This is a genomic window from Arcicella aurantiaca (assembly GCF_003148625.1).
Classification (GTDB): Bacteria; Bacteroidota; Bacteroidia; order Cytophagales; family Spirosomataceae; genus Arcicella; species Arcicella aurantiaca.
This window is the reverse complement of sequence record NZ_QGGO01000052.1, coordinates 1-13,288: the sequence shown is the minus strand read 5'-3', so window position 1 is coordinate 13,288 and position 13,288 is coordinate 1. Positions and strand designations below refer to the sequence as shown.

The following is a 13,288-nucleotide window of genomic DNA, read 5'->3' as shown; positions in this document are numbered from 1 at the left end:
GAGCCAAGCAAAAATGGACTTTATTGAGTATGATGGAACATTAGATTTCTTTGCTAAACCTCGTAATAATACCCAAAAGTCAAACCAAAAATTTATGCCTGATGAGGCTAAAAAAATGGCAAAAAAAAGACCCATTATTGAAACGGTTATTGGACTTCAAAAGGGTGTTTTAGACTTAGAACATACTCGCCATAGGTCGGCTTTAAATGCTTTTACTCATATGTTGGCGGCTATGTGTGCCTACTCTTTTTATCAAAGAAAACCAAAAGTTTCTATTCAGACTCATAAAGCTTTGAAGCAATATAATGGATTGATAGCCGCTTGAAATCTGAAAAGTTCACGTTAATATTAATAGATATTTAGTTCGTTTTTTGCTTTTTCTGTCGAGATACTTTTCAGAGAATCAATTTTTAGTGGTTTGTAAGGGTTATGGTGAAGATTTTGAATTGTTCACAGGCTTGCAGTGGGATGAGGATAGAGATTTAGATTTTATCCACGATGAACAATATTCTAATTTTCAGCTTTGGCTTTTTTAGTAATTAATCGCTCCGAAATACACATGAACCATTTTGAAATCATTACTTCAGCTTTAATAAATTGTGAAGATAAATACGAGGCAAAATCGTATTTAGAGAATTATTGCTATAAGAATAAGATATTATTTGTCACCTTAAATCATTGCTGGAATATTCCTCAAAGCAGATACGGCTTAAGTTACGACATACCGTTAACCGATGATAACCCTAAGTTATTTTTCAAATTGTATCATCTCATTTATAAAATTTTTACCAAAATAGATGATGACAAATTCTTTGAGCATATCAAGAAAACAATAAAAATTATTAAACCTATGAACGGCGTTTTGCAATTCACTGATGAGGGATTATTTGGTAAAGGTTGGGTTGTTTACGAAGCAGATTTTGAGAAAATGCTTTTGGACTAACTGCAAGCGGGCTTTGTGTCCGCTTGCAGTTATTTGTTACAAAGGGGCTTTTGCTACTTGAACGAAATGGGTTTGGATAATTTGACAAGAAGTGGCTAAAATGCTTAATTAAGCCTGTTTGGACGTATTTTTATAGTATCAAAACAACAAATTAATCAATGGAAAAGCCAAGAGTTTACGTAGGTACATATGATAAATATTCGATGGGGTCAATTAAAGGGGATTGGCTTGAATTATCAAATTTTGAAAATAAAGAAGCATTTTTGAAAGCTTGTAAAAAGCTACATAAAGATGAATCATCACCCGAATTTATGTATCAGGATTTTGAGAATTTTCCAAGAGTTTTATATTCAGAGTCAAATATTACAAAAGTATTTGACTACCTGAAAGCGATTGAAAGTATGGACAATGATATGATTGAAGCCTTTAATTATTTTGTATCAGATGTCTATTACGGATGGTCAAATGCTGATAGTATGAAAAAGAGTTTTGAATCCAGTTTTCAAGGTAAATACCCTCCTTCTTCACTTTTCCTTGATACGGAATTAGAATTTACGCATCAATACGTGGAGTCGCATGAGATTTTGAAAGGGATGGACGAAAATTTACATGGCTATTTTGATTTCCATAGATATTCACAAATGTTATTCACTGCTTATTATACCTCTGTAAATGAATATGTTTTTACCTTGAATTATTAATTCATCTCCAATCGAAAAAAGCAATTAATTAAGCTCCAAATCTTAGAAAACAAACCTGATTTTTTGCATTTTTACCCGTAATAATATCCAAGCGGGCATCGTGTCCGCTTGGATATTTTTGTTACAAAGGGGGCGTTTCTCGAATTATGTTTATTGGTTAAAGATATGCTCACGCCCCACGCACGAACAAGACCCACTTCATTTTGTCGGCATCTTTCACTTCATTACGCAAGCTCCATTTCGTTACAGCAGCCTCATAAAATGAAGCAAGCCTTGTTCTCCCACGCTTTCAATCGCAAGGTTTCTTAATACTACTAAAAATCGCCTTTCAGTTGATTGTTTAGTAATATTAATGATACAACAAAGGGGGCTGTGTTATTTTTTAGAAATGGGGTTAAGTATTTGATTATCAATTGTTTGTTGTTTTTGTGGTGTGTCTATTTTGTATTTTTATATCATCAAAATCAATATAAAATAATAACAAAATGAAACAGATTCAAGGAATATTTATTGATGTTAAGAATCAAATAATTTCTGAAAAAACTATTTTAAGAGGTTTAACGCCTATCTATGAATTACTCAATTGTCAAATTGTAGATATTATTCACTTATCGGAAAATTCGGGTATTTACGTTGATGATGAAGGTTTATTAGTGGCAGAAGATAAAGTTGAAGGGTATTTCAAAATAAATGGGAAAGGGCAATTTTATGCTGGTAGTGGGCTTTTATTAGGATTTGATGAATCAGGGGAAGATATTTCAAGCACTTTAACAGTTGAGGAAGTCAAGCAGTTTATTACCTTTTATTCACCAGAGCAAGTTCCCAAAGAAGCAAAAGAACCTCAAATGATATTCATGACCTTGGAAGAATACGAGATATTTAAAAAGAATAATAATGGTTGATATTAAACATTCTCCTCAGCGTTTCGCTCAAAATCATTATGAAATTCGAGGTAATAAATTGGAAGAACTTGTAGCTTTTTGTTTGCCCAAAGTGAGGAAACAAAGTAGCGAATTTTATTCAAAGGATATAGAAAATAACGGAACTGTATACTTATTAATGCAAGTCCTAAAAACCTCACCCCCAGCCCCTCTCCGATGGAGAGGGGAGCATTCTTCCGCTTTTTTCTCCCCTCTCCATCGGAGAGGGGTCGGGGGTGAGGTTTTGCATTAATAAGTATATAAGTCCGAAAAATAATTTACTTAAAAATGGTAAAACTCTTATTGATGTTCATGCTGGAATGGGAAATTCTTATGAGGTTATATTAATTAATAATTGAATTTATGGGTAACAGATATGTTTATTTTATGTCTTTTGCGATAGCAATTATTTATATTTTGCAAAAAAATAAAATTCTGCTAAATTTAAAATTAAATATTTGAATATCAGTGAGTTATTGTTGGTTTGTTAGTGTTTTTTTTGTATTTTTATAGAGTAAAAACAAGAAAATGTAATCGTTAAATATACCTTAATTAATTAAATAAAATCATGATAAATCAAGTTGTTTTCGAGGGAAATTTGGGTGCTGATTCTATTTCTGTCATCACAGAAGAATCAGCCGTTACTAAGTTTAATATTGCCAATACGGTTAAATACAAAACTAAAGCTGGAGAAGAAAAAGAACAAACCACTTGGGTTAAGTGCGAAGGCTGGGGATTACCTAAATGGATGGTAGAAAAGTTGTTAAAAGGAGTTCGGGTAATTGTTACAGGTTCTTTAAAGGAAAATGTTTACGAGAAAGATGATAAAACTATCAGAAGCCTTTTTATTACCACTGATACTATCAATTTTTTAGAGACAAAGAAAGCTGAATAAATAAGATTTTATACAAGCGGGCATCGTGTCCGCTTGTATAAAATCAATTTGGTTTTATATTGTTTTTTTATTGCGGATTCCACGTAGAAATTTTCTGCGTGGAATTTTTTATTTACAAAGGGGACAAATTTAATTTTTTATTAATTGGGTTTAAGTATTTGGTTAACAGATGGTTGTGTTGATAATTGATAGGTGGTTGTTGTACCTTTATAGTAAGAAAAGGGGAAATAGACCACCTAAATAAAGAGTCTAAATAAACAAAATATAATTATGATAAATCAGGTTGTTGTCGAAGGGAATTTAGGTATTGGCTCTGTGTCCACCATTACAGGTGAAACAGGCATTACAAAGTTTAGTATTGCCATTGAAACTATCAGTTTTTTAGAGATAAAAAAAGCAGAATAAATAAAGATTTTATGCAAGTGGGCATTGTGTCCGCTTGCATAAATTGAACAATAAACTCATATTAAAAGATGCCAATATTTGTCATTGAAATTGAAGAGACTTCCACTAAACATTTTAGAGTGGAAGCCGAAACTGCTGACCAAGCGAAAGGATTTGTTACAGATAAGTATCAAGAAGCAGATGAAGATTTTGTCCTTTCAGCAAGTGACTATTGTCTGACTAAATTTACTGATGTAACAAATGATATACATTTTGAATCAGCGACTATCTATTCGTTATAAATTTTAATTAAAACATGGAAAATCTAAAACAAACGCTTAGCCTTGAAGCTAAAATTTTAATAGCCGAAATCTTAGACTTTTATTTGCCTGATGAAAAAAGACGTTTTGAAAAACTTGAAAGTCGTCCCGACAAACATATTTATTTGACCTTAATCAAACTACAAAATATCTGTAATCTTAATCCCTTACCAAATTAAATATGAGTTCCCTATTGAAATCTATTGAAAATATTTATGCTCAACGAAGCCTAATTGTCAAAGAGTTAGAAAAGTGGAGTTTTTCTACTAATGAAAAAAGCAGCATAGATAATTTGATTTTTAATCTACAAAATAACATCTGTAAGTCAAATGATATTGAAACGATATTATTTCAAATTGAATGTTTTAATAAGGATAAACAACCATTAAGAGTTGATTTAAGTATTCCTCTAAAAGATGTTAAGATACCCAATGTTGTGCAAATGTATGGAGTTTGGAATTTCCATATTCTTAAAGAAGATGGAAGCGGAGAAGATTATTTATATCCCACTTTTGAGGGAGCGATGAATTATTGTAACGATTCTGATAATTGGCATCAAGGGACATATCCTTTATGTATTTGTAAAGTTGATGTAGAGAAAGATAAAATAAGACTGAATGGCAATGGTAGTTATTCATTTGAATATTTAAGAAAGCAGTATTGGCAATTGGTTTTTGATGATTGCTAATTCACCTAATTTATTAATCATAAATTCCACATAGAAAATTTTCTGTGTGGAATTTTCTATTTACAAAGGGGAAATTTTATGATTTTATAATTGGGTTAAGTGTTTGTTTATCAGTTTGTTATATAAATTAGGTGGATTTGTGTGTCTTATCTTTGTATTAAGAAAATAGAAAGGGATTATGCAAGCGGGCATGGTGTCCGCTTGCATAATTTAAACATCATTTTAACCTAAAAAATCATGCAATCCAAATCTTTTAATTTAAAAGTGGCTAATATGAGAGCCGAACAAGAGTTTACATTATATCCATACGCTGGCGGTGAAATTGTCTATTTGCAATCTGACAAAAGATGGATAGAGTTAAATTTAAAATCTGGAGACGGGAAAATATCAAAACAAAATGGACATCAAACCTCTTGGCATTTAAGATTTCACGGCTTTAATTCTTTTCAGATGGATACCATAAAATTAGAGGAAATCAATGATTTTTTGATTAAAAATAACGGGCAAGACGGAGGAGTGAAAGGCATTATTTCTTTTTCTAATGAAAAACATTTTTCAACGGTTAATTCATGAAAAAGATAAGATTATATCGTGCCTACTACGAAGCTCCTAACAATAAAAATGGCTACACACTTGTAACCGCCCACAACAAGCAAGAAGCCTTAATGAAGGCAACCCAAATTGGCTTAATTGACCAACCAAAAGTGAAGTTTAATTCGGTTGAGTTTCAACGTTGGATTTACGCATAAAAAAAAGCAGCTATTCATTTAGCTACTTTTTTAGGACAAAGGGGGCGTTTGGGAAACACTATTTTATTGGAATGTACAATGTTCGTTTTTTTACGTAAGAGCCATTCTTTAATTTAATCGCTTGGTATTGCTTACCATTGACCATTTCAATTGAATTTGAAAATTCTTGATGCTGTTTCAAAGATTCAAAATCAAGATAAATATGATAAGTCAAAAAAGCTATTAGACCACAAAACCCTGCCAATAAGCTACCGAAAATAATTTTTGATGATGTTCCTAATCTATGATGCACACGAAGTAGGAGGGAGGACAAAGAAGTTTTTTTTTCATCGGTTTTTAGACTCAAATTTTCTATTCCCTTTTGTAGAACAATGATTTCCTTCAAAATATTTTCTTGAAATGACTTCTCATTTTTGATAAAAGCTTCAACAGTATTTTTTGAATTATTTACACTCTCAATAACGACCTTTCTATCTTTCGTAATTTCAAAATAAAGGAGTGCTAAATCACGGTCTAATCTTGTACCAGTTTGAGCATGAAATGCACTGATGAATCTATCCAAATTCTCAATATTTACTTTATACTCGTCCATCGTATCATTAGAAATTAAGCGGTTCAAGAAGATTTCTCATTTTCCCTCTGGTGAGTATATTGAGTGTCGTAGCGGATTTACCTTCTTTAATCATATTTACAACCCTTTTACCTCTTTCGGTGTCTCCTTCGGTATTTCCAAACTTTATTGTTTGGGCTTCAACACCTAAAATGTTTTCTATTTCGATAGATGAATCATTATCTGTTAATTCGACATTTTCTACGATATAAATTTTGAAAAAGTCTGCTAATAAATTGAACATCAATTTAGCATAGTTTGAAGTTGCTTTTGTGGCGGTATTTCCAGAAACTGGAATAATAAAAGATAAAACTAAGAAAATGGTCGCCCTATAAAGGATGAAAAAGATAGACGTGACGTAATTATTCCACTAAGGTTTACAATAGAAGAAAGAATTAACGTTGATGAAATTAAAAACAAAATATCACCGTCATTGAGTATGAGTAAATTCTTAATTAAGAAAATACTTGATGAACCCTTTGTGGCATTTAGAAATGTCGATTTACCAAATGAGATACAAGCCATTTTAACAGAGATTGCAAAATTAGGGAGTCAATTTAAAATGATAGCTTCAAGAAAAACAATTACATTATGGCAGGAAAAACAATTTTTAGATGATAGTAATAAGATTAGGAAAATATTAGATAGTACCTCTGAACAGTTGCTTGAACTTCAAAAAGGTCATTTGTATTATAACAAGATTGACGAGGCAATAGAAAGATTTGATTTGTTTTTAAATAGCCATGATATAGATGGTAATAAATATTCAGAAGATGACCCTGCAAGACAATTTCGGAATGAAATATTTAACATCTACCAAAATATTTTAAAATCTAAAATATAAAAATGATAGCTAAAAAAGCAAAAAGAAGTGGTGGCTTTGGTCAAAGAATGGAATACATTTTAGAAGAAGTAGAGGGAGAGCAGCGAGGAAAATTTATTGGTTGTTCAGATGATTTGTTACACTATACAATCGGGAATAATTTTAATTTGAAATCCATTGATAGTAATAAAATTAGTGCTTCAATGAAGGAGCAAGCATCAAAAAATAGTAAAGTAGAAAAACCGTGTTATCATCAGATATTCTCTTTTCCTAATGGCGAACGACCCAATGATGAAGTTTTAGAAGACATTAGTAATGAGTTTGCAAGAGAGTTTGGGTTTAGTCAATGGCTTTCTGTAAAGCATGAAGACACCAAGCATTTACACATTCATTTTGTTGGTAATATCGTCAATAATGAAGGTAAAGTAATGGTCAATGATAGTAATGATTATTATAAATTAAATGACTTTGTTAAATATATTCATGAAAGGCATAATCTTCAAAAAGTTGGAGAAATTAAAGGTATTGGAGAAAGTGGAACAGATAAACATCTCACTCGTTTAAAAAAAATAATTGATACTGCACTAACTGCCGATGGGGTAAATGACATTAAAAAGTTGCAGCATGAAATTTTAAAATCTGGTATTAAATCCTTCACTCAGCGAGGAATTACTTTTATTGATAATTACTCAGGCGTGCAGTTTAAGGGTAGTGCTTTGGGTAAAGAATATTCGTTAAAGAGTCTCGAAAGGCGGATTTCTGAGAAAAGAAATAACCAGGAGAAGGTTGGTAAAATAGACTCATATTTAACCTTGAAAATGGCGATTCAAAGTGAATGCCTTAAAGCTCATAATTTAGAAGACTTAGACGAAAGGCTTTCTAAGGCTCAAATGGGTGTATCGCTTGTTAATAATGCCTTAGCATTCAAGTATGAGGGCGTTTTTATAAAAGAAAGAGATTTAGGGGAAGATTACTCCATGAATCATGTGAGATTTAACCTTGGCAAAAAAGAATGGGTGAGTAAAATAGCTAAAAAATCAGAACTAAAAGAATCAATAAAAGTATCCCTTGAGCAATTATCAAATCAGGAAATACTATCTTTTGAAAATTTTAAAGATAATTTAAAGGAATTTGGCTGGAATTTGAAATTAGAGAATAAAATTTTTAAAAATTCTGAAGGCAAAGAAATTGATTATATTCAAGTGGTTTATCAATCAGCTGAGGGTCTTAAAATAGCGGATACCGAATTAAAACAAAACAACGCAACGTATAATCCTTATGGTTTAAGAGGACTTAAAAATCAGATTGAGAGCATTAATCAAACCAATTTAAAGCAGAGCTTCAATAAACACTCATTCATCGAAGCGATTAAAGAAAAAGCAATTATTTCGGGAAATTTAACAGAACTGAGCCATAATTTGAAACAAGATGGCATTGATTTGCTGCTGACTAATTTTAAAGATAAAGAGACTGGCGAAAATGTTGAGGTTTTACGGTTCAAAAGTGGTAATGCCGTTTTTAATAGTAAAGAATTAGGAGAGGATATTAATTTACCCAACTTAAAGTATAATTTGAGTTTGAACGATGGGAAATTTGTCTCCCGAAAAGAACTTAAAAACGAGCTTCTTACGGATATATTGGGTGTTTTGCAAGAGAAAAATTTAATCAAAAATGGAAATTTTGAACAATTTTCAAAAGACTTGAATTTACAAGGTTGGAGTATTGAAATTCAAGAAAAGTTCTTGAAAAATGATGGAAATTTAATTGAGTATAAGCAGTTAAAATATTTCCATAATGATAATCCAGCGAAACATATTTATGATTATGAGTTAAAAAATAAAGAAGAAAAGGCTAATCATTTTTCTTTCAAAGGAGTCTGTAATACTTTAAATAAAAGCAAAGCCAACAATATTAGAGAAGCATTAGTTAAGGGATTAGAATTCGCCACGTGTTCATCAGATTTAGCCTTTATCATGTACCGAGATGCAGGAATTTTGGTAGGAGAGGAGAATCAATCCTTTCAATCCAAAGATGGTAAAAAGATAAATTTTAAGGAAAAGATTTTTTATTCGACAGATAGAGAAAGTCATGAAATCAGCAGAGATTATTTTGATAATACTCGTACTGTTATGTTGAACAGAGCAGAATTAAGCAATAACGAAAGATTTAGTTTAAGCCAAATCAACCAACTCTCTGAAGAGAAAAAAATCTCTAACAAAGATATACGTGAATTTCTCCAATTTAATCGTGTACAAGCACATCAAACGAGGCAGGAGAAGGATTTATCTCATAGAAAAGAAATTAGTCCAGAAGTACAGCAAAATGTAGGAGCAGAGGATAAAGGTGAGTTTTGGGAAGATATAAAAAAACTGATGCAAGGTAAAATTTCTCAAAGTGGACACGCAAAAATGCAGGGAAAAGACGGAGAGCAAGATATTCGCTCAAACGAAGAAAAACGTAAAGATAAATTAAGAAGACAAGGCAAAACACTTTAACTAAACCCAAAATGAAATTCAAAGAACAATTTACACCAACAACCGAGCAGCTTGAAATTATCGTTGGCTTTTTGACAAACTCAGAAGATGAAGGAGGGCAAGTTTCTCCCGTGAAATTAACAGAAGCACAAATATTAGAAAAGTTACGATATACAATTGGCTTTACTATTGAAGATTCACAAGTTGAAATGATAATCACATACAGAACCAGTTATGTGAATCAGTTAAACTTTCGCCTTGAAACCGTTGCTTTTGTTGTTTATGGATTCGAGATATTTCCGCTGAGTATGTTTATATATCCAGACGGTAGCATAAGTGAACAGCTTTTTAATGACACAGAAACCTATCTAAAGCAATATTTTCCTCATGATTAAGACATTTTTTAAAACACTACAAATAATTATTATGGTTCTTGTTATCGCCGTTTTTGGATACAGTCTTTATGAAAGGATACAAGAAAAAACGTCAGGAATGAAGGGTAAATTGGAAGAAGCAAATAAGTTGTTTGACAGTATGAGAAAACGTAGAAAAGTACAATTTATTGGAGATGCTAAACGAGGTTATATCATGTTTGATAACTCAAACACTACTTTGTATTTCAAAAAATTGGAAGACACTAATAATATAGCATACCTTCTCCAAAAAGTAGATAGCATTCTTGCTATTCAACAGTTTAATCACATCAAGAAATATTAAATATGGGTAATAACAAGCGATTATTTCTGTTTTTTCTTGACTAAGCCTAAGCACGCAAGCATATAAGCGGTTTTATTTTTTACTTTTGAATGTAAACCGTTTTCAAATTCAATGTGGAGTGTCACAAATCTATCAATGTGTTCATCATTATTTAATATTATGTTTAATTCTTTTTCTTTTAACTGATATTTCTCTACTAAAATATTGTGAATGTTAGCTAAAACCGATTTAGGATTGATTGAAACAGCTTCTAAAAATTCTGATTGCTCCGCTTTAATAGAATCAAAAACCGTTTTAATTTTAAATTGCAGGTGTGTGACATTTCTCATTTTATTACCATAATGAGAGTATTCAAAATCAATTGGATGTGTCGGCGAGTTTATTATTTCATTCATTGCAGTATTCAGAACATATTTTTTAAAATCCTTTAAATTTTTGTAAATATTTTCTGAAACGTTTAGCAACTTTTTTAATTCAGCAATTGAATAAACAAAGTTATATCTATTCTGTCCAATATGAATTTTTAACAGTTTGTAAAGTAATGTTGAATAGGAGTGTTTAAATTTAAGAACAGTGAGAAAATCATATTTTGCATACTGCTTACCTAAAAATAGTAATTCAGAAATAGCAGCAGTAGATTTAAACTCTAACACGCCGCTTTGTTTATCATTGTAACTGATTTCGTGGAATATGTTTAAATGTCTAAACTCAATCTCAGGATGGTTTACGTCAAAAAGTGTTATTTTTTTCTCCATCATTTTTCCCGTAGTCTCTCTTATTTGGTCAACTGTCATGTACTGTTTAACGAAATGGAGGGGAATTTTAACTAATAAGCCACGACTTGGGTCTAAATTTTCGTAATTTATTTGATTGACAAACATTTCATAGAGTTTTTGCTCTACTCTTGTAAAATCAATTTGACTAATCACTAATTTTTGAGGCAAATAATTATTTGCTCTATGCTCAATATATTTTTGTTCTTGATATCCAATTTCAATCTGTTCACTACTTGAAACTATATTTTTATCTGTTTTTTTCATGCGTTTGATATTTTATATTTGATATAAATATAAAAATTAAAATTTTATGTAAATATAAGGAAAAAAAATCTAAAAAAACTCCCCTTAAATCTAAAAAAACTCCCCTTAAATGGGTTAAGTATCTAAAAAAACTCCCCTTAAATCTAAAAAAACTCCCCTTACAGCTCATAAATGATTGATTATGAATTACTTACAGCTCTCTAAATCAATCAAATTTTATTTGAAAAATCTAAAAATCAATCAGTAGAATTACTAAAAATAAAAGTATTTGTCTCATAGCTTGCTAAAAACTCTCTTTAGTCTTCATTTTCGGGATATTATAGAAGCATTCTGATAGAACCTCAACTCAGCTTATTAATAAACGATATAGAATAAAAACAATAAAGACTCTTTTTTCTAAAAAAACTCCCCTTATAAATATAAGTATCTAATATTCAGATTTTTATGAGAAATATTAATACTAACTTTTTCTAAAAAAACTCCCCTTATAGTCATCAACTACAAGTTACATTAATAAAATTACTAATGAATTGATAATAAAGATGTATTCTTTAAAGATTTTGATATTTCTAAAAAAACTCCCCTTGATATTGTAAGTTATTAATAATCAGGTAATTAATGAATATATGTTTTAGTTATGTAATCTAAAAAAACTCCCCTTATGGTTCTGAAATATAAATAGGCACTATACAATTAACTGAAATAAAGGTAAAATAGAGTTTTCATAATGCCTATAAGGATTTCTAAAAAAACTCCCCTTATATTGTAAGTATTTAATAATCAGTTAATTAATGAATGTATGTTTTAAGTATTTAATCTAAAAAAACTCCCTTTATGGCTTTAGAAGGCGATTTGTAGTGATAAAACTTCAAATGGATTGTTAGGGAAATATTTCTAAAAAAACTCCCTTTAGGTTGTAAGTATTTAATAATCAGTTAATTAATGAATGTATGTTTTAAGTATTTAATCTAAAAAAACTCCCTTTATGGCTTTAGAAGGCAATTTGTAGTGATGAAACTTCAAATGGATTGATAGGTAGATATTTCTAAAAAAACTCCCCTTATATTATAAGGTATTAATAATCAGCCATTTAATTGTATTCTTGACCAGTTTTTATTTCTAAAAAAACTCCCTTTAACCGTTCTTGATTACATATTTAGTTCAATCTCGCATTAGGGGTCGCCCAAGATGTTTTCAGTGCTTGAGAAAATTCGCTCTGTAAGTGTTTCTCTTTCCATTCTGGCAAATTCCGCCAAAGCGATGAGTTTTCTGTATTAACCAACGGCGTTTATTTAGTTTCAAATTAGGTTATGAAGAAGGGATTTTGGGATACTTTGATGGAAATATTGACAGTCAAAAATAGCTGAGTGCCACCGATAATTTTACTCGTACTTATGATTACTCTTATGATGGTTGCAACCAAAGAAAAATAAATAAAAACATGCCCTCCTTAGAATTTTTCAGTTTAACAAAAATCCCGATTAACTGATTCTCAGCCTATTTAAATAGCTATTTTGAGATTCTTTTATCAATAGTTATGTTTCAAAGACAAATAGTTTCCATATTTCAAATGAGTTATGACTTACGCAAAAAATGGTTTCAATGCGATAAACTTGTATATTGGCTAAAATAACGAGTTGTTTTATGAATTATCAATCTTTTCGAGACCTTTATTGTCATTATTTGCAGGAAAGTTTTCAAAATTTCACCTGTACTAATTTATCGGATATCGTTGAAAACATTAGCCACGATAAATTAACCCGATATTTAGGTACTTATCCTGTTGATGAAAAAAGTTTGTTTGAAAAACTTCATTCAGAATCTGGTTGTCTGCCCCTTAATGGGTACTTGATATTTGATGCCGTAATGGAATTGACACTGTATTAGATAAACGTTATAGTCATCAAATTTCTATGGTACGCAGACAATACAGCGCTAATGTGGGCGGTACAGTACAAGGTATTGGAGTCGTTGTTATGTTGTATTTCGTTCCATCATTAGACAAATTCTATCTGTTGGGCTAT

General features: G+C 30.8%; 19 protein-coding genes. 16 read left to right on the top strand and 3 right to left on the bottom strand.

What is annotated here, in order from left to right; all coding sequences use genetic code 11:
- From LV89_RS24475 to LV89_RS24425, 11 genes are all read left to right on the top strand, one after another.
- Nucleotides 1-325 (top strand): transposase (locus tag LV89_RS24475; RefSeq protein WP_310588786.1); only part of this gene is annotated, 325 nt, incomplete at its 5' end.
- A gap of 234 nt (nucleotides 326-559) precedes the next feature.
- The gene (locus LV89_RS24470; protein WP_109745623.1) at nucleotides 560-943 is read left to right on the top strand and encodes a hypothetical protein; all 384 of its coding nucleotides are present in this window, start codon (nucleotides 560-562) and stop codon (nucleotides 941-943) included.
- A 158-nt stretch (nucleotides 944-1,101) separates the two neighbouring features.
- Nucleotides 1,102-1,644: an antirestriction protein ArdA gene (locus tag LV89_RS24465; RefSeq protein WP_109745622.1), complete on the top strand. Its 543-nt coding sequence runs from the start codon at nucleotides 1,102-1,104 to the stop codon at nucleotides 1,642-1,644.
- A 485-nt stretch (nucleotides 1,645-2,129) separates the two neighbouring features.
- Nucleotides 2,130-2,546, top strand: coding sequence for a hypothetical protein (locus LV89_RS24460; protein ID WP_109745621.1), 417 nt, complete (start codon nucleotides 2,130-2,132; stop codon nucleotides 2,544-2,546).
- Nucleotides 2,547-3,132: 586 nt separating this feature from the next.
- Nucleotides 3,133-3,459: a single-stranded DNA-binding protein gene (locus LV89_RS24450; RefSeq protein WP_109745619.1), complete on the top strand. Its 327-nt coding sequence runs from the start codon at nucleotides 3,133-3,135 to the stop codon at nucleotides 3,457-3,459.
- Nucleotides 3,460-3,729: 270 nt separating this feature from the next.
- Nucleotides 3,730-3,864: a hypothetical protein gene (locus tag LV89_RS25890; protein ID WP_262509885.1), complete on the top strand. Its 135-nt coding sequence runs from the start codon at nucleotides 3,730-3,732 to the stop codon at nucleotides 3,862-3,864.
- 68 nt (nucleotides 3,865-3,932) lie between these two features.
- Nucleotides 3,933-4,145: a DpnD/PcfM family protein gene (locus LV89_RS24445; RefSeq protein ID WP_109745618.1), complete on the top strand. Its 213-nt coding sequence runs from the start codon at nucleotides 3,933-3,935 to the stop codon at nucleotides 4,143-4,145.
- A 14-nt stretch (nucleotides 4,146-4,159) separates the two neighbouring features.
- The gene (locus tag LV89_RS24440; protein WP_109745617.1) at nucleotides 4,160-4,342 is read left to right on the top strand and encodes a hypothetical protein; all 183 of its coding nucleotides are present in this window, start codon (nucleotides 4,160-4,162) and stop codon (nucleotides 4,340-4,342) included.
- A 2-nt stretch (nucleotides 4,343-4,344) separates the two neighbouring features.
- Entirely contained in the window at nucleotides 4,345-4,851 is a 507-nt protein-coding gene (locus LV89_RS24435) for a hypothetical protein (protein ID WP_109745616.1), read from the top strand.
- Nucleotides 4,852-5,088: 237 nt separating this feature from the next.
- Nucleotides 5,089-5,424, top strand: a complete 336-nt coding sequence (locus LV89_RS24430) for a hypothetical protein (protein WP_109745615.1) — start codon at nucleotides 5,089-5,091, stop codon at nucleotides 5,422-5,424.
- Nucleotides 5,421-5,600: a hypothetical protein gene (locus LV89_RS24425; protein ID WP_109745614.1), complete on the top strand. Its 180-nt coding sequence runs from the start codon at nucleotides 5,421-5,423 to the stop codon at nucleotides 5,598-5,600. The genes LV89_RS24430 and LV89_RS24425 overlap by 4 nt, the downstream gene beginning before the upstream one ends.
- 58 nt (nucleotides 5,601-5,658) lie before the next feature.
- On the opposite strand, the gene LV89_RS24420 is transcribed toward LV89_RS24425, so the two are convergent.
- Both LV89_RS24420 and LV89_RS24415 read right to left on the bottom strand, forming a co-directional pair.
- Complete coding sequence (locus tag LV89_RS24420) at nucleotides 5,659-6,219, bottom strand: hypothetical protein (RefSeq protein WP_146199264.1); 561 nt, start codon at nucleotides 6,217-6,219, stop codon at nucleotides 5,659-5,661.
- Nucleotides 6,200-6,454 (bottom strand): hypothetical protein, encoded by a 255-nt coding sequence (locus LV89_RS24415; RefSeq protein WP_109745612.1) that lies wholly within the window; start codon nucleotides 6,452-6,454, stop codon nucleotides 6,200-6,202. The genes LV89_RS24420 and LV89_RS24415 overlap by 20 nt, the downstream gene beginning before the upstream one ends.
- 195 nt (nucleotides 6,455-6,649) lie before the next feature.
- Here LV89_RS24415 and LV89_RS24410 point away from each other — a divergent pair, with 195 nt between their 5' ends.
- Genes LV89_RS24410 through LV89_RS24395 form a run of 4 tightly spaced genes read left to right on the top strand, consistent with a single transcriptional unit; the run spans nucleotide 6,650 to nucleotide 10,224 of the window.
- Nucleotides 6,650-7,054 carry a hypothetical protein gene (locus LV89_RS24410; RefSeq protein WP_109745611.1) on the top strand — a complete coding sequence of 135 codons (405 nt, stop codon included), beginning with the start codon at nucleotides 6,650-6,652 and terminating at the stop codon, nucleotides 7,052-7,054.
- 2 nt (nucleotides 7,055-7,056) lie between these two features.
- Nucleotides 7,057-9,528 (top strand): relaxase/mobilization nuclease domain-containing protein, encoded by a 2,472-nt coding sequence (locus LV89_RS24405; protein ID WP_109745610.1) that lies wholly within the window; start codon nucleotides 7,057-7,059, stop codon nucleotides 9,526-9,528.
- Nucleotides 9,529-9,539: 11 nt separating this feature from the next.
- Nucleotides 9,540-9,902, top strand: coding sequence for a hypothetical protein (locus tag LV89_RS24400; RefSeq protein ID WP_109745609.1), 363 nt, complete (start codon nucleotides 9,540-9,542; stop codon nucleotides 9,900-9,902).
- A gap of 31 nt (nucleotides 9,903-9,933) precedes the next feature.
- Nucleotides 9,934-10,224, top strand: coding sequence for a hypothetical protein (locus LV89_RS24395; RefSeq protein WP_146199263.1), 291 nt, complete (start codon nucleotides 9,934-9,936; stop codon nucleotides 10,222-10,224).
- 20 nt (nucleotides 10,225-10,244) lie between these two features.
- Here LV89_RS24395 and LV89_RS24390 read toward each other — a convergent pair whose 3' ends face one another.
- Complete coding sequence (locus LV89_RS24390) at nucleotides 10,245-11,264, bottom strand: replication initiation protein (protein ID WP_109745607.1); 1,020 nt, start codon at nucleotides 11,262-11,264, stop codon at nucleotides 10,245-10,247.
- Between the two features lie 1,644 nt (nucleotides 11,265-12,908).
- On the opposite strand from LV89_RS24390, the gene LV89_RS24990 reads away from it, so the two are divergent.
- Complete coding sequence (locus LV89_RS24990; RefSeq protein WP_146199262.1) at nucleotides 12,909-13,151, top strand: hypothetical protein; 243 nt, start codon at nucleotides 12,909-12,911, stop codon at nucleotides 13,149-13,151.
- Nucleotides 13,152-13,288: the final 137 nt, after the last annotated feature.

Bases quoted from the DNA above. Each gene is read 5' to 3' on its own strand.
- LV89_RS24470 (WP_109745623.1), top strand. From the start codon at position 560: ATGAACCATTTTGAAATCATTACTTCAGCTTTAATAAATTGTGAAGAT.
- LV89_RS24465 (WP_109745622.1), top strand. From the start codon at position 1,102: ATGGAAAAGCCAAGAGTTTACGTAGGTACATATGATAAATATTCGATG.
- LV89_RS24460 (WP_109745621.1), top strand. From the start codon at position 2,130: ATGAAACAGATTCAAGGAATATTTATTGATGTTAAGAATCAAATAATT.
- LV89_RS24450 (WP_109745619.1), top strand. From the start codon at position 3,133: ATGATAAATCAAGTTGTTTTCGAGGGAAATTTGGGTGCTGATTCTATT.
- LV89_RS25890 (WP_262509885.1), top strand. From the start codon at position 3,730: ATGATAAATCAGGTTGTTGTCGAAGGGAATTTAGGTATTGGCTCTGTG.
- LV89_RS24445 (WP_109745618.1), top strand. From the start codon at position 3,933: ATGCCAATATTTGTCATTGAAATTGAAGAGACTTCCACTAAACATTTT.
- LV89_RS24440 (WP_109745617.1), top strand. From the start codon at position 4,160: ATGGAAAATCTAAAACAAACGCTTAGCCTTGAAGCTAAAATTTTAATA.
- LV89_RS24435 (WP_109745616.1), top strand. From the start codon at position 4,345: ATGAGTTCCCTATTGAAATCTATTGAAAATATTTATGCTCAACGAAGC.
- LV89_RS24430 (WP_109745615.1), top strand. From the start codon at position 5,089: ATGCAATCCAAATCTTTTAATTTAAAAGTGGCTAATATGAGAGCCGAA.
- LV89_RS24425 (WP_109745614.1), top strand. From the start codon at position 5,421: ATGAAAAAGATAAGATTATATCGTGCCTACTACGAAGCTCCTAACAAT.
- LV89_RS24415 (WP_109745612.1), bottom strand. From the start codon at position 6,454: ATGTTCAATTTATTAGCAGACTTTTTCAAAATTTATATCGTAGAAAAT.
- LV89_RS24410 (WP_109745611.1), top strand. From the start codon at position 6,650: ATGAGTAAATTCTTAATTAAGAAAATACTTGATGAACCCTTTGTGGCA.
- LV89_RS24405 (WP_109745610.1), top strand. From the start codon at position 7,057: ATGATAGCTAAAAAAGCAAAAAGAAGTGGTGGCTTTGGTCAAAGAATG.
- LV89_RS24400 (WP_109745609.1), top strand. From the start codon at position 9,540: ATGAAATTCAAAGAACAATTTACACCAACAACCGAGCAGCTTGAAATT.
- LV89_RS24395 (WP_146199263.1), top strand. From the start codon at position 9,934: ATGGTTCTTGTTATCGCCGTTTTTGGATACAGTCTTTATGAAAGGATA.
- LV89_RS24390 (WP_109745607.1), bottom strand. From the start codon at position 11,264: ATGAAAAAAACAGATAAAAATATAGTTTCAAGTAGTGAACAGATTGAA.
- LV89_RS24990 (WP_146199262.1), top strand. From the start codon at position 12,909: ATGAATTATCAATCTTTTCGAGACCTTTATTGTCATTATTTGCAGGAA.